Annotated in this window: 16 protein-coding genes and 1 other annotated feature; of the genes, 2 read left to right on the top strand and 14 right to left on the bottom strand. The window is 46.8% G+C overall.

Going from position 1 to position 20,686, the window contains the following annotated elements; genetic code table 11:
• Nucleotides 1–100 precede the first annotated feature (100 nt).
• Together MKY48_RS14860 and MKY48_RS14855 are read left to right on the top strand one after the other, a co-directional pair.
• Nucleotides 101–973, top strand: a complete 873-nt coding sequence (locus MKY48_RS14860) for an AraC family transcriptional regulator (protein WP_339272916.1) — start codon at nucleotides 101–103, stop codon at nucleotides 971–973.
• A 144-nt stretch (nucleotides 974–1,117) separates the two neighbouring features.
• Entirely contained in the window at nucleotides 1,118–1,987 is an 870-nt protein-coding gene (locus MKY48_RS14855) for a protein kinase family protein (protein ID WP_339272915.1), read from the top strand.
• Nucleotides 1,988–2,374: 387 nt separating this feature from the next.
• Here MKY48_RS14855 and aac(2')-IIb read toward each other — a convergent pair whose 3' ends face one another.
• The 14 genes from aac(2')-IIb to MKY48_RS14785 all read right to left on the bottom strand — a co-directional run bounded on the left by aac(2')-IIb (nucleotide 2,375) and on the right by MKY48_RS14785 (nucleotide 20,270).
• Nucleotides 2,375–3,097 (bottom strand): kasugamycin N-acetyltransferase AAC(2')-IIb, encoded by a 723-nt coding sequence (gene aac(2')-IIb, locus MKY48_RS14850; protein ID WP_339272912.1) that lies wholly within the window; start codon nucleotides 3,095–3,097, stop codon nucleotides 2,375–2,377.
• Between the two features lie 169 nt (nucleotides 3,098–3,266).
• A complete protein-coding gene (nhaC, locus tag MKY48_RS14845; protein ID WP_215164292.1) occupies nucleotides 3,267–4,643 on the bottom strand; it encodes a Na+/H+ antiporter NhaC in 1,377 nt (458 codons plus the stop codon).
• A 242-nt stretch (nucleotides 4,644–4,885) separates the two neighbouring features.
• On the bottom strand, nucleotides 4,886–5,971 hold the full coding sequence (gene asd / locus MKY48_RS14840; protein WP_339272908.1) for an aspartate-semialdehyde dehydrogenase: 1,086 nt from the start codon (nucleotides 5,969–5,971) through the stop codon (nucleotides 4,886–4,888).
• Nucleotides 5,972–6,165: 194 nt separating this feature from the next.
• Nucleotides 6,166–6,430, bottom strand: a binding site (T-box leader).
• Nucleotides 6,431–6,542: 112 nt separating this feature from the next.
• Nucleotides 6,543–6,797, bottom strand: coding sequence for a hypothetical protein (locus tag MKY48_RS14835; RefSeq protein WP_339272907.1), 255 nt, complete (start codon nucleotides 6,795–6,797; stop codon nucleotides 6,543–6,545).
• Nucleotides 6,798–6,809: 12 nt separating this feature from the next.
• Nucleotides 6,810–6,935, bottom strand: a complete 126-nt coding sequence (locus tag MKY48_RS14830) for a hypothetical protein (RefSeq protein WP_339272905.1) — start codon at nucleotides 6,933–6,935, stop codon at nucleotides 6,810–6,812.
• A 215-nt stretch (nucleotides 6,936–7,150) separates the two neighbouring features.
• Nucleotides 7,151–7,801 carry a phosphatase PAP2 family protein gene (locus tag MKY48_RS14825; protein WP_339272903.1) on the bottom strand — a complete coding sequence of 217 codons (651 nt, stop codon included), beginning with the start codon at nucleotides 7,799–7,801 and terminating at the stop codon, nucleotides 7,151–7,153.
• 492 nt (nucleotides 7,802–8,293) lie between these two features.
• Complete coding sequence (locus tag MKY48_RS14820) at nucleotides 8,294–9,526, bottom strand: RICIN domain-containing protein (RefSeq protein WP_339273504.1); 1,233 nt, start codon at nucleotides 9,524–9,526, stop codon at nucleotides 8,294–8,296.
• A gap of 512 nt (nucleotides 9,527–10,038) precedes the next feature.
• Entirely contained in the window at nucleotides 10,039–10,542 is a 504-nt protein-coding gene (locus MKY48_RS14815) for a VOC family protein (protein WP_339272901.1), read from the bottom strand.
• 21 nt (nucleotides 10,543–10,563) lie between these two features.
• Nucleotides 10,564–11,901, bottom strand: a complete 1,338-nt coding sequence (locus MKY48_RS14810) for an AraC family transcriptional regulator (RefSeq protein ID WP_339272899.1) — start codon at nucleotides 11,899–11,901, stop codon at nucleotides 10,564–10,566.
• A gap of 217 nt (nucleotides 11,902–12,118) precedes the next feature.
• Entirely contained in the window at nucleotides 12,119–12,640 is a 522-nt protein-coding gene (locus MKY48_RS14805) for an alpha/beta hydrolase (RefSeq protein WP_339293313.1), read from the bottom strand.
• A gap of 100 nt (nucleotides 12,641–12,740) precedes the next feature.
• Nucleotides 12,741–15,125, bottom strand: coding sequence for a polyprenyl synthetase family protein (locus tag MKY48_RS14800; protein WP_339272895.1), 2,385 nt, complete (start codon nucleotides 15,123–15,125; stop codon nucleotides 12,741–12,743).
• Between the two features lie 93 nt (nucleotides 15,126–15,218).
• The gene (locus MKY48_RS14795; RefSeq protein WP_339272893.1) at nucleotides 15,219–16,004 is read right to left on the bottom strand and encodes an alpha/beta fold hydrolase; all 786 of its coding nucleotides are present in this window, start codon (nucleotides 16,002–16,004) and stop codon (nucleotides 15,219–15,221) included.
• A gap of 125 nt (nucleotides 16,005–16,129) precedes the next feature.
• Nucleotides 16,130–19,582: a glycoside hydrolase family 2 TIM barrel-domain containing protein gene (locus tag MKY48_RS14790; protein WP_339272891.1), complete on the bottom strand. Its 3,453-nt coding sequence runs from the start codon at nucleotides 19,580–19,582 to the stop codon at nucleotides 16,130–16,132.
• Nucleotides 19,583–19,856: 274 nt separating this feature from the next.
• Entirely contained in the window at nucleotides 19,857–20,270 is a 414-nt protein-coding gene (locus tag MKY48_RS14785; protein ID WP_076323225.1) for a YugN-like family protein, read from the bottom strand.
• Nucleotides 20,271–20,686 lie beyond the last annotated feature (416 nt).

Raw genomic sequence — 20,686 nt, 5'->3', positions numbered from 1 at the left:
ATGGTGACGATCGCTGTATTTACATAAACGTCAGGCTTTTGTACAATCGTCATGCGAATATCTATAGAATCTTATCTTATAAGGATGTGGATCTAAATACGTGGATTTTGCCGTCTTCCATCCCTATGTGTTTTATGCTACACGGTACCCCTTTTCCAAAGGTCAAAGCAATAACAACCGGCACTGCTATTCGTCATCACTTTATCTAATTACCGAGGGTAAAGGCATCATTCGCACCAAAGGCCGCACATATCATACCGGCCCGGGTTGCCTTGTATATATACCGGCTGGGCAGCCGCATGATTGGATAGCGGACAGCCAGGATCCCATGGTACATGTCTGCTGTTATTTCGACTGGTCCTATGTGGACCGCCGGGCTTTGGCCGATCATCCCAGCGTGATCTGTTATGACACTGCCCAACTGATTCCTTCCTATGTAGGCCCTTCTTTTCCCTATGCCATACCTGAGCTCATGAAAGTTGAGAAGATCAACGTATGGAGCGACCTGTTTGAAAAATTCTACACCGGGAACCAGTTCGAGAATGAGCATACCTACATGCGCAGCGTAAGGACACAAAGCCATTTCCTGCAATTCATCGAGTATTTTCTTGCATTCGCATTGCAAGATAAGGCCATTCCCGATCATAGAATGAACAAATTACTGGAGCGACTGGATCAGGATATCCTGCACGGCAAGCTGCGTCCATTGGAGTCGTATTACGAGGAACTTCGGATCAGCAGAGGTTATTTTTTCGAATTGTTCAGAAGATCGACGGGCTTGCCGCCGACCCAATACATTAACCACTTCCGCATCAATCGGGCCAAGGAGGATCTGCGCAATACGAACATCAGCATCACGGAGATCGCCGAGAAGCACGGCTTCTCTTCTATCCATTATTTTTCGAAGCTGTTCCGGCAACTTAACGGCTTATCGCCGCTAGATTATAGGAAAGATCGAGTGGATGTCGATTGACTAGCTGAGGTTCACCCTAATCCGATCGAATATACCCTCTATTCGTATAATCCTATCAAAAAGCTTATAATGTACGACAACAAGGGATCGCACTTGCTCTAACAATATAGAGGGACCAACCCAAAGGAGAGATTTGGAATCGATATGCGTTTTTTCTCATACCTTAGCTCCTTTATAAGCGCTTGGCGGGATTACCCGGCTGAAGAAAATACGGTGCTGGGAAATCGTTATACCATTCAACAGATGATCGGGGAAGGAAGTTACGGCATCCTGTACCAATGCTTGGATCAACAAAGCGGAAGTGTGGTGGCGGTCAAACAGTCAAGACCCAGCAAAGGCCATTATGCCAGACAATTGCTGAATCGAGAGGCAGCAGTATTAAGATCTCTTCAGCATCCACAAATTCCGGCATACCGGGATTTCTTCTCGAACAACCGCAATTGTTATCTGGTCATGTCTTATATGAACGGTGATACGCTTGAAGATTTGATATTTGAACAAGATATGAAATACGAAGAAGACGAATGCATCGAAATCACGCTGCAGCTTCTGAAGCTAGTCCGATACCTACATGAGCAAGGCTATGTTCATCTTGATCTGCGGATTCCTAACGTCCTCTTTAAGGATGGCAGGATCAATCTTATTGATTTTGGACTAGCGAGAAGGATCGGTGAACCCCCTCCGCTCCAAGTACCTGCACGAAAAAAGTTCAAGCGAGACAGCTCGGCTTCCTCTGTTCAATTTAAGGATTCGAAGGAAAGCGAGGATCTTCGGGACATTGGTCACTTTATGTTGTTCATGCTCTATTCCACCTACGAACCGGATAACAACCGGAGCGCAGTCGTGGAGCGAAGCTGGCAGGAAGAACTGCATCTCTCGATTGAATTGCAGAATATGATCAAACGCTTGCTGCAATTGAGTGAACCTTACTTAAGTTCCTTGGAGTTCATGCACGAGCTGCAGTCTCTCGCTAATGCAAGAAGCCACCCCTCGGATAAGAGGGGCAGCCTTTAATTTGATTATGGGGTTTCATTTATGTTACGATCCGATTAAATTATATGGAATGATTACGAACAAGAAAGGAGGATGTTTTCGCATGTTAAGAAAGATCATGAACAAGCTTCTCCACTCTACATCCCATAGTCAGGGCCGTAAGCGTTACAGCAGTTCCGCAAAGAATTATGGCAGAAAATACAGCAGCAGTCATGGCTATTCGCGTCGTAAAGGTTCCTCATCCGATTTCAGACATAGACATGGCAACCAAGGTCATGGCTATTATAAGAACAGAAGAGGCAGCTCGAGCTAATCATTAACATAATCATGGGTCCTTCATCCCTCAAATTGTTTGAGGGATTTCTTTATGGCTTCCTTTAGTAAAAGTAGTCTATGTTGCCCAGCTTCTCATCTGATTGTGAAGTTAACCCCGTAATAGGACAATGCTAATTTACTTGCCACTCTCCGAGAAGCGTTATTTTCCCATAAAGTGCTGTACAACGGCAGCGCGCCCACCTTACGCACCTCGATAGCCCATCCCGCAACAACGGCAGCCGCATAACCTCTTCCGCGAAATTCCTCTAACGTCTCAAGCCCGGCTTCGTGTGCTCCTTCCGTAATCCGAACGCTACGGCAAACCGACACCAGCCTGTTCTCATGAACGAGCGCAACACAAGGCTGGCCATAATCGATTTCCGTGATCAGCCATTCAAAACCGGTGAGCGAATATTCGTTCATATTTTCTCGAGTGATCCATACCGTCTGTTTGGCCGGCGTTGTTATGTCAGGTATCCGATAACAGGGTCCGCTCGTATAGTGCTCAGTATGAAGGAGATTCATATAAGCCGCAAAATGTTTAGGCTTCGTCTGAATTTCATCGTTTACGATCGGCTCATCTTCAACCAGCGCCTTCAATTGCCCGGCAATTCTTTCGGGAATGTCATGGCGAAACCTGCAGATCGCGGAGCCGTCTATCGTTCGGCCCAGGAAAAACCTGGGGGCAGGCTCCTCTCCCGGCCAAGGCTCGTTGATGGTGCGAATTCGCATATCCCGGTCATGCGTAAACATCGCCTGAACATGCAATTCCATCAGCGCCGTAGCGGTTGGCGCTTTATTTATCCAATGATTCATGCTTATATCCCTCCCTTAAGAAATGAATCTACAATGTTGGCTTGCATATATCCATCGTATCAAATAAATCAAAGAACAGGTTGGGTATGAATCGCTATAATCAAAAAGACCCTGCCCCCCTATCCAGGAGGCAAGGTCAAGCACATGATCTATGTTTATTGGGTAATCCTTATATCTTCCTGCCAAGCGAGTTCCGCTGCAATCGCGGTATCAAGGCATAGGCAAACGTGAAGAGCGGGCTTAACCACAAGAAAGTTGCGTACGGCGCATATTCAATGACCGGAATTCCAAGCGTAGCAGCGAAGAAGGCGCCGCTTACCCCCCATGGAATCAGTGGGTTAACAAGCGTACCGCAATCCTCCAATGTACGGGACAACGTCTTCGCCGGAATTTCTCGGCGGACATATTCCTCCTTGAACATTTGACCAGGTAGTAGGATCGATAAATATTGTTCGCCCGTCATGCCATTTACCGCAATGGAGGATGCCCCCGTCATCAGGACAATGCTGCTCTTCCGCTTCAGCGGCTGCATGACTTTGTGGAAGAAGGCTTCAATGACGCCGCAATGCTGAAGCAGCCCTCCCAAGGATAACGCAATCAATATCAGCGATACGGACCCCATCATCGATTGCAATCCACCGCGATTGACAATGGAAGCCACGGTTTCGTTGGCTATCGTGCTCTTGTAGCCGCTCTGCATGACGCTGAACCAAACATCGACTGCCGACTGCTGCTGAACGAAGGCCGTTACGATGAGTCCGGTAACAATGCCGACAATGAGTGTAGGGAGGATCGGAATCCGCTTGATGGAACAGGCAATGACCGCAAGCGGCGATAGCAACGTTAGCCAATGAATATGGAATCCGTCATTCAGAGCAGCCTTGATTTGATTTATCGAGGTTAAATCCAGGGTATTCGCCGTTGGTGCAAGCAGGAAAAAGACCGTTGTCACGATTAGTGCCGGCACCGTGGTGTAGATCATATTGCCAATGTGGGTGAACAAGGATATGCCGGCAACCGCCGGAGCAAAGTTCGTTGTGTCGGACAGCGGCGACATTTTATCCCCGAAACAAGCCCCACAGATCACCGCTCCTGCTGCCAAGGCCGGAGAAATCCCGGTCGTTACAGCAATCCCCATGAAAGCAACGCCAACCGTACTGACTGTCGTGAATGAGCTTCCGGTAAACATCGACACCACGATCGTCACGTATAAAGCGCTCACGGCAAAATAATGCGGTTCAATATAGTCCATTCCATAGTATAAAATGGTCGGCACGGTACCGCTCATCATCCATACTGCAATGAGAATGCCGATGAGCGAAAGGATGAGAATCGGCATAATCGCCGTTTGAATGCCTTGAATGATCGCGGATTCGAGCTGCTTCCAAGAAAACCCGAACAACCGCAGCAAGGCGGCGATACCCACGGTCGTTGCCAGGAGCGGAATATGCGGCTCTGCCTTAAGAAGAAAAATGGAGACAAATAGTACTGCCAGTATAACCGCTATAAGAATGATGCTTTTTGAGAAACTGAGATGTCGTTCCATGATGCTAAGACTCCTTATACATGGTCGTGACGGGAGCTCCTTCCCGTCCGCTTGTTTTATATCGATGAGCTTTTTCGCTTTTATGCTTTTCGGCTTCTTTGCTTCTTTGCTTCTTTGCATTGAAGCGCGAATTACACTATATACGATAAATACGAACTTCGTCAATGTACGAACCATGAACAATGCATAAAAAAAAGGCGACTGCATCAAGCAGTCGCCTTTGTCTTAAACGAGTATGGTTATTATTTCGCTTGAATATAACCTTCGGCTTTCAGCAGTTCGGCGATTAGAACAGCTCCGCCTGCCGCACCGCGCAGCGTATTATGTGAGAGTCCTACGAATTTGTAATCGTAGAGGGAATCCTCGCGCAGTCTGCCTACCGATACGCCCATGCCGCGCTCGATATCACGGTCCAGCTTCGTCTGCGGCCGATTCTCTTCTTCGAAATACGTAATGAACTGCTTAGGCGCACTTGGGAGATTCAGCTCTTGCGGTCTTCCCTTAAACTGCCGCCAGCGGTCCAGGATTTCATCCTTCGAAGGTTTGTTCTCGAACGATGCAAACACGGTGGCTAAGTGGCCATCGGTTACGGGAACGCGAATGCACTGCGTCGTAATCAATGGCGATTGGGCTTTCACGATCTCCCCGTTCACAACGCTGCCCCAAATGCGCAGCGGCTCCTGCTCGCTCTTCTCTTCCTCCCCGCCGATATACGGTATCACATTGTCCAGCATATCCGGCCAATCGGTGAAGTTCTTACCGGCACCGGAAATCGCCTGATAGGTGGAGGCAACAACTTGGGTGGGTTTGTAGTCAAGCAGAGCGTGAAGCGCCGGTACATAACTCTGAATGGAGCAATTCGGCTTCACCGCGATGAACCCGGTTGTCGTTCCCAGACGTTTGCGCTGTGCGGCAATCACGTCTATATGACTCGGATTAATTTCCGGGATGACCATCGGAACGTCAGGCGTCCAGCGATGAGCAGAATTATTGGAAATGACGGGCGTCCCCGTTTTGGCATAAGCTTCTTCCAATGCCTGTATCTCATTCTTCTTCATATCAACCGCGCAAAAAACAAAATCAACCTCAGCTGCTACCTGTTCCACTTGCGAAGCATCCTGCACGATAATGCCTTTCACCTGCTCGGGGATTGGCGTCGCAAGCTTCCAGCGGCCCTGAACGGATTCTTCATACGTTTTGCCGGCTGAATTTCTGCTGGCTGAAATGGAAGTGACTTCAAACCATGGATGCCCATCCAGCAATTGCATAAAACGTTGACCCACCATACCCGTTCCACCAACAATACCGACTTTAAGTTTTTCTGACATTCGTTACTCATATCCTTTCAATCGTGGCGTCATGTTCCCCATACATCGACTCTGATCAACCGTACGGACAAAAGCATGCAGTAAATGAGCTTATCTAGATAACTATTCAATCCGGCGCGATTCGTGTAGGCTCCCTACCTAGAACCTTCATCTTTCTTGTGATATAAAAAAATCCCACCCCCAAGACCATAAGTCTTAGGGACGAGATTGTTATACTCGCGGTACCACCCCAAATTTGCCAATATGTCACCATATTCGCCTCATCGAGTACGGCATTACACGGTAATGCAGATACTCTAGCTCTGTAACAGGAGCTCCTGGCACACCATCCTCCTCTATATGAGGGTTCCGTGTGCTGCTCTGAGTCTTTTTTCAATAAAGAACGCTTTGCCCCTTTTCAGCTGCCGGAGCTCTCTGTACAAGAATTCGTTTATTTACTCGTCTCTTCATCGCATTTGTTAAGATTATTATATATAAAACCATTTCGGTGGTAAACCTTATTTATAAAATTTTCGGAAAACTCGGCTGATTTCAGGAGCTGTTACTCCAATCGATACCTGTTGGAACCAATTTATGGCTGAAGTCGCAGTGCTTCCAGTTCCATTTCCCGGTGTATCGTCATTTCCATTCTCGTTCTTAATAATATGTATTGATTCAACAACGGGTGATCGCAGCCCAAAACATGTTGGATCCGGCCAGTCATGGAATCATCTTTATACTCGTTGCTCCATTGGAACAACTCCGTGTAGAGATCGGAGAACAGCTCCTTATTCGTCGCAATAAAACGGAGGGGATGAAGATAATCACTCAGCTTCGCTTCCATCAAATCATGCAGCACCTACAGCCTGTGAACGATCAACGACTCTGCCTCTAACGTCTCACCCTTATGTAAATCCAGCGGCATCCTATTCTTCATGTCCGAAATAAGCTGACTGAACATTACTTCGGACATTTGCATAGACATGTAAATCCCACCAGTGGCTTCCCGTTCTTCTCCTTAAGTTTCTACCCATCAAAAACAAACATGCGCAATTTCCTCAGCCAATTTCTGATCTCCGCATCTCATAATCACTGTTTATGATGACGACATCTTTCCTATAAATACGGCACTTATCGATCGGTTTCGTGCATAATGCTTCAAGCTAAACGGCTATCGTTCCATCCGGACTTTCATTGCTCCTACATATTCTCCCCGCGGACGATAACTCCCCTATCCTTAGCCCGGAGTGCTGAAAATAATTTTCCTACCCCAAACCACAGAATCTCAACTAATGCGATGGCACCAACCACGTCCAGCAGGACATGCTGTTTCACGAATAGCGTGGAAACAATGATCGACCAAGCAATGATATGCACGACAACCCGATCTTTATTTGTAAAGCCTGCACTAGCTGCTGCCCCTTTTATCATCAAGTAACTGGTCAGGACATGGATGCTTGGGAAACAGTTGTAGGGATTGTCGGTACTATACACCAGGTTTACAAACCAATCAAGAACCCCTGTGCCCATAAGTGGCGGTCGCTCTACCGTCGTCTGGAACAAGAAAAAGATAATGTAACAGGCAATTAGTCCAATACACTGGGTCAACAGTGTTCGATAATACACATTGCGATCTCTGGCACAGAACAAAAACAGCATGATAATGATAAAAGGGTACCATACCAGATAAGGTATAATGAATATCGGTACAAACGGAATCACGGTGTCAAGATCCGTCACTAGGCTTTTTACTGGCGTATGTGCATGGTTTAAGACACCATAAAAAATGTTGAGCACAGGAATGGCCAGGATCCATAGCAGCGGGAGATATGACTTCCATTTTAAGTTCATTGGCTTCCTCCCTTCTTCGACTCTTCAGTCTCTTTAAATATATGAAACAACAACGCAATTGCGCCACCTGTTTTTGACATTAACCAACGATTTCAGCCGTAATATCATATGGTTTGAATGTTAATCCGGATAACTACCATGGTCTCTCATCTTCACTTGCGTTTAGCTTAAGATCATCCCCTCATTTTGCACGACGAATTTGCCGGTAACTTCACAATATACCATGTCGTGAAGCAAGGCTCAAGTCAATACCCCATCTTCATGTCAGTAAAAATCAACCATACAGACAAATCGAGCAAGTCCATTGCTGGACTGCTCGATTGGATAAGTTACTGCGTATAATCGATTTTCCCATTAACAATCGGCATATTCCCCTAATTCAATCGTTCCCCGCTTCTCCCTGCCTCCTTGGCCCCGCCGAGCATAAACCATTCGATGCTTCCGTTAAGCTCACACAAACAAGCAGCCCCTCACGGAGCTGCTTGTTCAAGTTTAGTTAATTTTGGTAAACAACCACTTCTGTGCATCCGTCCCATTGTCCGTCCACTGCTGGACAACAGCCCCATCTGCTGTTGAAGAACTGGCTACATCGACTGCCAGTCCGCTCACCTTGGACACAAGTTTATAATACCCTCCGCCCACATCAACGATCTTCCATCGCTGCGCATTCGATCCATTATCATCCCATTGCTGCAGTTGAACGCCAGTGGATGTAGATGAACTCGGCACGTCGAGAACTTTTCCGCTGTGTACGGCTGTTAGCTTGTAGTAACCGTCTCCGGTGCTTTCTACTCTGAACCTTTGATTATTGGCGACGTAGTTGGTCCATTGCTGTATCTTGGCTCCACTTGCCGTGGAGACATCCACAACATCCATCACTTTGCCGCTCGCCTTGGAAGCGATCGTGTAAATCCCATTACTGATCACGTTTGATGCACCCGTGTCCTGATAGACGCGTACATAATCCACCAACATCTGCGATGGGAACGGTGTGGAATTGTTCGGACTTCCAGGCCAATTTCCGCCGACCGCCAGATTCAATAATATAAAGAACGGGCGCTGGAATTCCTCGGTATTACCGGTTCCATTCTCAATATAGAACTCATTGAACTGCTGGCCGTCCACGAACCAACGGATATATTTAGAGTCCCATTCTATGCTGTAGACATGGAATTGGGAGAAATCCAAATTGCCGGACACTCGTCCAAAATCGGCATGCCCTCCTGCATCCCAGTGTACGGTACCATTCACGTAAGGGTTATTGTTTACCCGTTCCATAATGTCAATTTCTCCGCTTTTCGGCCAGCCAACCGAACTGATATTGCTTCCGAGCATCCAAAACGCCGGCCACAAGCCTTGACCCGAAGGCAGCTTGATCCGCGCCTCCACTTTCCCGTAAGTAAAGCTCTTCAAGTCTTGGGTTTTTATCCGGGCAGAAGTGTAATTCATCCCGCCATAAGATTCCTTCTGCGCTGTAATGACAAGGTTACCGCCAGTAACCTGCACATTCTGTGCCCGGTCGGTATAATACTGCAGCTCATTGTTTCCCCATCCGCCGCTGCCGGTACCGATTTCCGGTGTCCAATTGGCTCTATTGAGCGAGGTTCCGTTGAACTCGTCACTCCATACCAAATTCCAGTTCGGTGCGGCATTGGTTTTGTTGACAGGCAATAGAACGACCAGAAGACTGAACAGTATAACTACACATATTCCTTTTCTTAGCATCATGTTCCCTCCTAATTATCATCGGATTATGGCTTCATGGATACCAGTGCAACTCATAGCTGTTCTTCAAGCGAACCGTCTACTGAAGCTTCGAATCACCTCTCTTTCTGTTCACCATTGTTTGCCATACAACCAATCTATGATGGTAGATTCACTTGTTGTTCGAGGATATAACACTTGAAATAATACGCTTACATTTCCATTATAAGACCATTATATACCACTATCAACCTCATTTTATATTTTTTTACAATCTATACATCCCTATCCTATCAGAAAAAGCCGGCTGCAAGCGCCGGCTTAGAGTTTCCCTCGATCACATTTGTTATTCCCACCAATCGTTCCACTCTATAGACGTAGAATATCGCTCATCGGTTTGTAGTTTTTGTTGACAGTCAACCGTAATGATGAGTTCACCCTTATGTTCCCCATTATCGTCTGGCGGAACAACAATAACCTGAACTCTCGCAGGGAGATTCAGGTTATTAGAGACAACATGATATCGTCAATACTTATTCACGACATATCATGAGTTTGTTGCCATCGGGATCCTTCACGACGAACCAATGATTATGCTCAATTTCCGTCACGAGTTCCACTCCGAGCTTTTTCATGTAGGTTAATGATCCTTCCAGGTCCTCTGTCAGCAGCATGAACGCAGGAGTATCGATAGACGGCGCTCCCCCCGGCTGATCTCCTCCCCACTTCGGCATGGTATCCAGGATCACGCCCGTTCCTTCCATGGGCAAAGGGCATAGATGACCATTCATCACCTGGCAATCATCTTCCGCTATTCCGAGTACACGGCAGTACCAGTTGCGCGACCTTTCGATATCCCGAACCGGAATGAAAATGCTGCCTACTTTGTTCTTAATCGGGCTTGCCTGTGCATGGTTGTGACCATCCTGCATTTGTTCGTTCATTGTTTTGCCTCCATGGATCATTTTTAACACGCGGGGTGTCGTAAACGGACGATACCCTTCCGGCTGCACTTTTTCGATAGGCAATCGGCTCATCAACTCCCTCCATTCTTAAGCCTATGACATGATTTGAACAGGAACATAACACTTCACTTTGAAAATCCCGTGGTCCGCCTCTTCCTTAGGTAAGTAACTCGCAAACCAAGAGCGCGCTGGATCTGGCCTATACTCGGTTGACATAGCGAGCCATCGATCCACTCTTTCAAGTAAACCTGTCATTGTGCCATAAGCACCTGACTCCAGACAGGCATACATTCCGCCTTCCAGCTCAACTTGTAGATCGACTTCTTCATGGGAAGCAAGAAACTCCTCAGGAGGGGCTATATAAACCTCGTACAAAGAGCTTTCGTCCAGCAGTCCACCGTCACAGTGCATGAATACACGAATTCGCGAATCTTCAATTAATCCATTACGAAATAACCAGGAAATGGAATCTTCATCCGCTTGTTTGACGCAGTCTACACCCGTTCTTCGAAAACGCATCACCTTAAGCGAAGACAACTCCACGATTTCAATACGCTTCACCAGCTTACTTCGTTCCACCGGAAGATATAGCTTCATCCGAACGATTTGATCCCGGTTCAGCGCATATTCTTCAATGAATTCATGCTTTCCTTGCTCAAACACACTGCGGGGCAGCCATTCAGAGAACAAACGGTTCCAGGTGTTCTGAATACAGTCTTCCGCCACCGATGGGGATCTAGCTACTGCATAAAGGCCGCCGTCCAGCGTTATGGAATATAGCTCCGGATGCTTCATCATCTCGGTGTGGTCCATCAGGTCTACAGCGAGCAGCTGATAACCGAATGGCTTGGTATCACCTTCCATATCCACGTTCCAACCGAAGAGCCTCAAGCCATTCATGTCGATACGGTATGAAGACAATAATTCGCGAAAATGATCAATCGCCACGGTTTCTATGCCACTCTCAAACTCGGAAACAAACAGATAGCCGATCCCTTGCTGAGGATTCAGACGGATAACCCTTACCTCCGGAAATCGTTCTGATAAGTCCCGCTCTTCCATATAGCTTACATGTTCATTCAGATTCATCCATTCGAAACTGTAAACCAACTGAGATCTCCGGTATTGTCCTGGAGTCAGTCCCGTGAGCCTCTTGAAGGTTTTAATGAATGCCTGGTAGGACTCAAATCCGCAGCGGTATCCGATATCGATTGTCGGCAAGTCGGTATCCCGCAAGCAGATGGCGGCTTCGTTGATTCTGCGTTTACGTATGTACTCCTTGATGGGGTGTCCCGTCAGGCTATGAAACAATCGGTATAAATTGGGCAATGACATGGCCGCCACGCCGGCAATTTCCTCGAGTGACAGCGATTCTGTTAGATGATCTTCGATATAATCAATGGCGCGTTGAACGATTTCACCGCTCTGCATTTCAAGTTCTTTTGCCCCCTATCTGTATGGATTGGCTATGAGGTCATCATACCAAATTCCTTGGAGCAAAAACTGTACTTTTTTATCAAAAAAATGAGATGAATGATTTGTTTAAAACAAAAATGCTATCTTATTCGTAAATTTGGTTACTGGATAAGAAATGTAACAGTCTTTCATCAAAATGACGAGCATGTTGTCCAATCCAGATCAAATGTCCCTACGAGTCGAGCACGTTAGCTTCTGCATGTGGAATACAAGATTGAGCTTGCTCAACATGAGTTAAGGGGACAACACTATCATTTTTACTACGCTGGACCAGCGTCGGTGCACGAATACTCCTTAATTCGTTCGTATAATCGGTTTGTGACTGTTCCAAATCAATGAGGAATCCTGAATAGGAACGTTGTCTGTTATTCATTTTTCGAAATTCCTCCAATGATTTCTCATCAAGTCTTTCGCGGATTTCACTAAAACGGAGCTTGGAAAAGGATGGCAGCATTAATTTGAATGTAGTTCGTGGCAGTATATTGTTTATTAATGCAATCATGTTCCACGTTTTTTTCTCAACGCTGGGTTTAAAAATATGACGTCCGAGTTTATATTCTTTGTCTTGGGGTTTGAGCCAGGGTTTAGTGACGGCACTCTGAAGTGTCAAACTTGCAACACGGTCAGGAAACATAGCCGCAAAGCAAATACCGGTTGGTCCACCCGCCGATACTGCTATAATATGTACACGCATGGGCCTACACGAAGGTCGGAACCAAAAAAAGTGCTGGCATTCACGCCAACACTTCCTCACGGGATATTTTCTCAACATTGAACAGTATAATAGAAGAACTTTAACGATCTCGATTTACCATGTAATTTAATAAATGCTTGAGAAACGCCGTATTGCGCGGCATCTCCTGCAGCGCCTCCATGGCCTGGCAATAATGCTCCCACATTTCCCGACTGGCGCCTTCCTGACCCAAAATGCTCACAAAGGTCGATGTGTTGTTCTCCACATCCTGTCCTCCGGGTTTCCCGAGCTGCTCCAAATCCCCCTGCACATCAAGCAAATCATCCTGGATTTGAAAGGCAATGCCCGCATGGTAAGCGAATTTTTTCAGTGTCGCAATTTCGCTCTCCTTCACCTGAGCAAGGATGGCAGGCATAACGAGAGATGCCTCAAACGCAATGCCCGTCTTGTAATAACAGACCGTATTCAGCTCCTCCAAGGACAATACCTTCCCTTTTGAATTCAAATCCATCGCCTGGCCCGAACACATATCTCCAGCCCGTTGGGACGAATATTGAATCAGCTTCAGTACCGTTTTCGGATCAAACCCTTCAAGAGACGATTGTTCTTCGATGGCCTTCTGAATCAGGAACAAACCGGTAATTTCCGCCGTGGCGCTATCATGAACCCGATGCAAGGTCGGTCGCCCTCTACGGGTAGAGGCGTTATCCTGGGACGGCAAATCATCGAATATCAAGGAAGCGGTGTGCATGTATTCAAGCGACCTCAGCAGCGGCACGATGGCGGAAGCTCGCAGTCCGTATTCTTTAACGGCCATGACCCAAGTCAAGGTAGGTCTTAGACGTTTGCCATCCCCTTCGAGCGTATAATTGGCGGCATCAATCAACGACTCTTTCATTGGAGGAATGCCAGGAAGTTTCGCAATTTGCAAGCTGTTGTTGATCTCATTCCGAACGGTTTTAAAGGTATCGATAAAAAGATCCTTTTCCTTCCGCTCGTTTCTGAGCACCGTAACCATCTGGTCCCGCAGCAATTTATCGAAGAAATCCACCTGATCGGCTTTTAGAACCATTTGCTGGATGAGCCGATTAAATTCCGGGTTCCCGGATGCAAAAATATCCATGATTTCGCTGTATTTCTCTGCTCCGACCCGTTCTTTACAACGCTTCAGGCCATTGATGGCCCGGTCCAGCATTACCTCTCGCGTCTTGGCGTCCGAGTGATACACGTTATGAATCAGGTGAGAGATAACCGCCCAATACATTTCAAAAGGATTGATAAGATCCGTACGCTGACCGCGATATTTTAAATAATAAGTGTACGGTGTTACCGCTCCGTCTTCCATATCCTGAAACATATCGGCAAAATCATCGGCCAGTTGGTTGTAGATACCGTAAAAGAATGTCCGGTCCTCAAAACCTTCATCCGCCGACGCGCTGATGACGGAACGGACAATCAATCGGGAGGACGATGATTTCAGAATGATCGGCAGATAGATTTCCTCGTTGCTGTAATTGGGATTGGCGAGATCCTTAATACGGTCAATATGCTGAGAATGAAAAAACACGTTAGACTGCTCAAAAAAAGTCTGCTGCGTTTCCGGGCATTGGTGTCCCTGAATATACTCAAATGCATCTCGAAGCTCCTTATGAACGAAATGAACGAGATCCATGTTTTTCCCGCTCCATTGACCCATCTCCGGAACCGTTCCAGTGAGAAGCGCCTGTCGTATCATTTGGGAGTATTGTTCCTTCTCCTGATCGTTCAAGACCCCTGAATCGAGCAGATCGTCTATAAAAGGATAGGTCAACCCGTAGGAATAACCCAATCGGATGGCATCATCAAGACGGGCCGAGCGCTCCGCAGGCGATGTCCCGACACTCATATCTTCGATGACGTGCATAACTACACCGACGATAATTTTGATCAATTTGCGTTGGGCTTGGTCCGCATCCATCTCCTCCGGAATATGGGTCGCCACATGCTTCAGTTTGTTGATGACCCAAATGACGGCATCTTCGATACCTTCCTTCTGGGCCCATCGGTACAGCCCGGCCAAACTCATATAATCCGGCGTGTCTCCTCCATTCGAGCCGGTGGAGCGAAGCAAAAGTTTTTTGGTATCGTGAGCAACGCGCCCTATTCTGGCCTTCGTGTCAGGCGAGTCCAGAGCCATACCCAGATCTCTCATGTAAATATAGGAAATGCTTCGATCCAAATAACTATCCAATTCACCTGTATAATGGAGCCATCCGATATATCTATAATAATCCCGGGTATCCGGTTTCTTCTTTCCCGGCGATAAAAAAGACAGCCATGAAGGACGACGAATATGCTTCCTTTTCCACAATAGAATGTCTTCTGTCAGGATCGGCACATAACTCTTTTCCTTAACCTGAACATAAAGTGATGCAAAATACTGTGCTGCCTTCTGTTCAGCCCGCCGATATCCCGTATCGGCATAATCTGTATACGCCACATTCATAAGATGGAATCCCTCAACTTCTTTAAGTGTTTAACATGTTCCCATGTTTATAACCTATATACGTAGAAGTTTCATTCGGGTTACATTTCAGTTTCAGCGTTGAAACAAATCGATGCCCTGGATCCAGAGGTCCATAGCTTCCGTTACTTCGATCAACTGCTCTGCTGGGGTTAAGGAAGCTTCGTTGTCACCCTTTTGGAAACCGTAAGAACCGAATTGTCCGTGATTGCCGCCTGCAATATCCACGTATGTTGTCTCATCCGGCAGATTCTTTCTTGCAGCTTCCCATTCTGTTCGATCGAGAATGCCATCCTTCGTACCGGTGATCTGAAGTGCGGACATATTTAATCCGTTTAGCTTGCCTCCATCATCCGCGTAGGAAGCCATGAAGTAAACCCCGTCAATGACATCCGGATGTTCAGAAGCATATCTCGCAGCAAAAACGCCGCCTAGAGAATGCCCGCCAATGACATAACGGCTCCCTTGATGCTCCGATATGAAGGAATCCGCCTTATTCTGTCCGAACACGGCGAGATTCAAAGGCATGGATGCAATGTACACGCGATGCCCCTTCTCCGCCATTCTCTTGGCAAAAGGCGCATAACTTTCGGGCTCCACCAATCCACCCGGATAAAAAATAATGTCAGGCTGGATCACCTCCCCGCCCACCGGCTCGAAACGATAGCCGTCCTTAAGGTGTTCGACGACAACTTCCGGATCACTTCGAAACACCGCTTTAGCTTCATCAAGCGGCTTGTAAGTAAGAGAATCCAGTATGACACTGGCTGCTATGATTACCATGGCTATTATAGACAGGGTCCATATGACGATCTTGAGCCCTCTTTTGCTCCTCGATTTATGGGTTTGCTTCATTCCCATCACGGTCCCTTCCATCTCGGTATGTCGATTATTTAATTATACCGCAGGGTTAATTCAAATCCTATCGATCCATTCCAAACAGAAGAAGGCTGCCGATTGGATCTGCAGCCTCGATTACTACTGAATTAGGAACCTGATCTTACAAACCGGAACCAGCCAAAATCGAATTGGCTTCCCGGCAGGAAGATGAACGTCACCTTCTGTTTGCCGGTTACATGCTCCAGATCAAACAATTGCTCTTCGTATCCAACAGACCGCGTAAATTCAACGAGCTGGTTGCTTTCTCCTTCCGAATTGGCAAAACGGATATGAATCGTGTTCTTATCTACGACCGAACGGCCGTATACAATCAGTTTCGATGCACCTGTTTCTGAGAAATCGATCGGGTCAAACTCGAGGGAAACATTATTTCCGATACCTTCAACAAACTTGTTGTCCATAATCGTAAAGGTATCTCCATAGATCCGATCGCAATCTGCGGCAAAATTCTGCTCGAAGGCTCTATCCCCCACGTGAAAATAAAACCCTTTGATGTGCACCTTCTGACGAAGGACAAAGCATATCGCCGTGATCCCGCGCAGCTTCTTGGACAACTGGTAGGTTTCTTCCTGATACACGTTCCACTTGGACTCTTTCTGATAAATACAATCGGCCAGCAAGAAGCTGCCCTCCTCACCGGGCATCCCTTCCCAGATTTGCAGCGAGTACGCTTCGCTTGAGAGCGCAAATATCGGAATGGTAATTGTATCGGAGCCATGGGGACCGAAATCGATGTCCCGAAATCCGACTTGCGTCTCACCGTCTCTACTCGTAGCTACGCCTCTTTCGTTCCCGTTTCCCACATCACCTTGACTGTAGTCATACAGTCCTGCCGAAATGAAGGAGTATGGGTCTTTGTAGGCCGCCCCCAAACCATCGACTTGAAATTCAAGCTGGGATATGAGCTTGGTCTTATCCGTTCCGTTCCGACTCGTACACCTCAAACGAAACTCACCGTCGCCAAGGGCAGTCACGATGGCTTCATGACCAGCGGCTTCCACACTGGCGATATTGGAGTCAATACCGGCATCATTCACGACAGCCCATTCAACCTCTTGATAAGAGGTTTCCGGCGGATGTAACATGGCACGCACCACCACTTGCCGATTGGACGGATGAAATGTTTGACCTCCTTCGCTGATCAGTTCAATCTTGCGAAGCGGAAGCTCAAGCAAACTCCCCGTCAGGCACGGCCCATCTTCGTTACTCATGCTTGCTGATATGCCCGTTGTCACTTCTTCCTGTGCGGGAATGGATGTCAAATGCAGGCATCGGCTCTCTAAACCAATCGAAGACACTTCGATCTGAATTTGGCCAGCCTCCAATGTGGATCCGATGATCGCCATTAGCTTGCCGCTGAACAGCCTTCTGCTTCGGCCTTTGTACGGATCATAATCCGTGCTGTCCCCATTATCGAGTCCAAGCAATCGTCCGACACTCGTGACCTGGACTTCCACCCGGTTATTCGCATTCTCGACAGCATGGCCGTTCTCATCTTCCATCGCGATTTCGACGAAGATGAGGTCTGCTCCATCGGCTGTTAATTCTTCTTTATCCGGGCGCAAAACAATGCCCTTGGCATCGCCAAAAGAGGTTCGTATATCCGTAGCCACGATACGTCCTGCTTCGTCATAAGCGATCGCTTTCAATTCGCCTTTCACATAAGGAATCTTCCACCAGCCCACAAGCTGTCTTCCGTGTGCATGGTCAATATCTTGTTTACCGATGGTTTCCCCATTAAGCTGCAACTCGACCCTTGGCGCATTGGAACAGATGCGAACATCGATCATTTGACCGTCGTTGAAATCCCAGTATGGCAGCAGATGCACCATGGGCTTTGTTTTATAATCCGTCCAGGCCGCTTGATAGATATAATAGGAATCCTTCTTGAAGGTTGCCGTATCCATCTGACCAAAATAAGAGTTTTTGGTATGATACGGCGTAGGTTCTCCAATATAATCGAATCCGGTCCATATAAACTGTCCCAGCGAGAAAGGCGTATCCCGCTCAGCCAGAATGCACGCCTCCGCCGATTTCGCTCCCCAACTGGTCGAGCTGTTTCCGAGGGAGGAACACTGCTCGTCATCATCGGCCAGAATGGACTTCTCATACGGGAAATGATAAATGCCTCTGCTTTGTACGACCGACGCAGTCTCGCTGCCATAGATGATCCAATCCGGATGTTCCTGATGATGCTTCTCGTAATATTTCTCGGCATAGTTATAACCTGCCACCTTTACGATGTCTGCACAATGCTGAGCGTTCTCCCAAGGCATATAATTCGATCCGATGGTAACGCTTGCATTTTGCTTGGGATCGTATCGCTGGACCTCTGTCATCAGCATCCTTGTTATGTCCTGCCCCCTCTCATCCGCATGGGTATCATATATTTCATTCCCGATACTCCACATTATAAGGGACGGATGGTTCCGATCCCGTTTGACCCAGCTCTTCACGTCATGCTGAACCCAATCCGGGAAAAACCTTGCATAATCATATGGGGTTTTCGGACGTTCCCACATATCAAAGGCTTCCGATACGATCAGCAGCCCCATTTCATCCGCAAGATCCATCCATTCCTTAGCAGGCATATTGTGTGCGGTGCGGATCGCATTAGCTCCCATGTCTTTCAGAATAGCAAACCTTCTGGCTAAGGCCGTTTTGTTAAACGCTGCTCCCAGAGCTCCGAGATCATGATGCTCGCATACGCCATTCAATTTCAGTTTGCTGCCGTTCAGGAGAAAACCCTGATTTGGATCAAGCTGAATATGGCGAAATCCCACGTTGTGCGATACCGATTCTACAATTTCATCGTGCCAGCCTGCTGGGAGATCTGTTCCAGTCACCCTCATCTCGGTAACCAACTGATACAAATGAGGTTCATCCGGGCTCCATAGCCTTGGACGCTCTACAGCTAAAGTTTGCGTATTCGTTATATTGCCTGCGCTGCTAGCATTGACTCGATCTGACACCTCTGCGATCCTCTGACCATCCTTCATGATGATGTGGTTGATAACCACATCATCAACGATGTTCACTTCCGTGTCGACTTCGACCAACCATCCATTTTCCTGACATACTGTTGATATATAAATGCCGTCTGTTGTGATATGGTTCGCTTCCCTTATCTTTAACCATACATTACGATAGATGCCCGCGCCCGAATACCATCGGCTGTTCGGACTTTGGTGTACAACCTTCACAACGATGACATTCTCCCCTTCGATCAGGAAATCCGTTATTTCGTGTTCAAAGGAGGAATATCCATATTTCCATTCACCCACGTAATGACCATTGACATAAACCGAAGAATCCATATAAACACCGTCAAAACACAGCAGAACCTGAGCGCCTTCGTAATTCCACGACCATTGCTTCCGGTACCAGCCCATGCTGTTTTCATATAAACTCTCCGTGTTATAAATAAGCCAATCATGGGGAATATCCACGGGTTGGAATATAAGATTTGCCGAATCCGTATGGTCAAGACTGCTTTTTGCAAATGTCCATCCATCATTAAACAATGTTTTTTTGTTCATGAGTGGTATCCACCTTCTTCATTTATTTAATAAATCCAATGTAAGCAGCATATTGAAGCCAGTCTATCCTACTATATCAGGATGCTTTATCATTTGGGCCCGCTCTTACAAAGGTTCTAAAGTTTTCAAAGGATATTCTTTAATCACCCTATTCTGTTCACCCATACAAAAAGGAGCCCTTTGACTGCAGCAAACGTCAGAGCTCCTTGCTTGTTATAATGTAAATATGAAAAAGAGATCAAGACAACTTGATCTCCTCGATGAGCGCCGAGTGTTAGTGCAAGTACCCTGCCTCCACTTCGTCCAAAACTTGTCTTGCTTGTTCAATCCACATATCGTCCACCGATGCGTCAGGGTCGATCGGAGCCTGGAATTGATCAAAGAGAGCTCCCAATAAACGAGGTGCCGCATGCTTGTCGGTTCCTGTATTGTATATATGTCTAAACACGAATGGACGGCCGAGCTTTATCGTAGCATGGCAGCCGCCGCATTCGCCATCTAAGCTGCCTTTGGTTACCAGAAAAGGGATCCGAAGCCACACCATCCGCTCCTGATCCAAGCGCCGGTCCAGATAACCATGCTTGTAATCCCAATTGCCGGCTAACGTAAAATCATGTTTACATAGATAGGTATCTATATTCACAAAACGATCTTCAATATTCTCCAATCTCGATTCCAAATTTATCATGTGCGCCCACCTTATGTTTTTAGTCCTAGGATGGACTTGAATTCCAAATCGTATACGAACAACGTATACGAATTCAACATGACGAATCATCTACATATGTGCTGAGTCTCACTTTCTACCTCTACTAGTGACTCCTCTCCCTTAAATTACTAGTTGTTATGATGTATGCTTTCGAATCTCCTTCAAAACCCATAAATTGAATGACGTTCGTCATTAAAACAGTGACACTAGGCCATATCGAAGTCATAAACACAACTTTCTTCCTGAGTAGTTAGCCTTAATTTTGTTCGAATTCATATAATTTATATCATTTAGTTATACTTTACCAAATATGTCGTAGTTCCTTTTATACCGATCATTCGTTCGCTGTGCTCCTCGCTGCCTGTCCTGTAAGAACAAGGGCTCATCTTTTTTTG

This window comes from Paenibacillus sp. FSL W8-0187 (assembly GCF_037969755.1).
GTDB lineage: Bacteria > Bacillota > Bacilli > Paenibacillales > Paenibacillaceae > Paenibacillus_AQ.
The sequence above is the reverse complement of the archived record's forward strand: the minus strand, read 5'-3'. Positions and strand labels throughout refer to the sequence as shown.

Coding starts and splice junctions, on each gene's coding strand:
- MKY48_RS14810 (WP_339272899.1), bottom strand. CDS start 11,901: ATGCAGAGCGGTGAAATCGTTCAACGCGCCATTGATTATATCGAAGAT.
- asd (WP_339272908.1), bottom strand. CDS start 5,971: ATGTCAGAAAAACTTAAAGTCGGTATTGTTGGTGGAACGGGTATGGTG.
- nhaC (WP_215164292.1), bottom strand. CDS start 4,643: ATGGAACGACATCTCAGTTTCTCAAAAAGCATCATTCTTATAGCGGTT.
- MKY48_RS14820 (WP_339273504.1), bottom strand. CDS start 9,526: ATGCTAAGAAAAGGAATATGTGTAGTTATACTGTTCAGTCTTCTGGTC.
- MKY48_RS14830 (WP_339272905.1), bottom strand. CDS start 6,935: ATGTCTATGCAAATGTCCGAAGTAATGTTCAGTCAGCTTATTTCGGAC.
- MKY48_RS14795 (WP_339272893.1), bottom strand. CDS start 16,004: ATGGGAATGAAGCAAACCCATAAATCGAGGAGCAAAAGAGGGCTCAAG.
- MKY48_RS14805 (WP_339293313.1), bottom strand. CDS start 12,640: ATGCGTGTACATATTATAGCAGTATCGGCGGGTGGACCAACCGGTATT.
- MKY48_RS14800 (WP_339272895.1), bottom strand. CDS start 15,125: ATGAATGTGGCGTATACAGATTATGCCGATACGGGATATCGGCGGGCT.
- MKY48_RS14855 (WP_339272915.1), top strand. CDS start 1,118: ATGCGTTTTTTCTCATACCTTAGCTCCTTTATAAGCGCTTGGCGGGAT.
- MKY48_RS14785 (WP_076323225.1), bottom strand. CDS start 20,270: ATGATAAATTTGGAATCGAGATTGGAGAATATTGAAGATCGTTTTGTG.
- MKY48_RS14815 (WP_339272901.1), bottom strand. CDS start 10,542: ATGAGCCGATTGCCTATCGAAAAAGTGCAGCCGGAAGGGTATCGTCCG.
- MKY48_RS14825 (WP_339272903.1), bottom strand. CDS start 7,801: ATGAACTTAAAATGGAAGTCATATCTCCCGCTGCTATGGATCCTGGCC.
- MKY48_RS14790 (WP_339272891.1), bottom strand. CDS start 19,582: ATGAACAAAAAAACATTGTTTAATGATGGATGGACATTTGCAAAAAGC.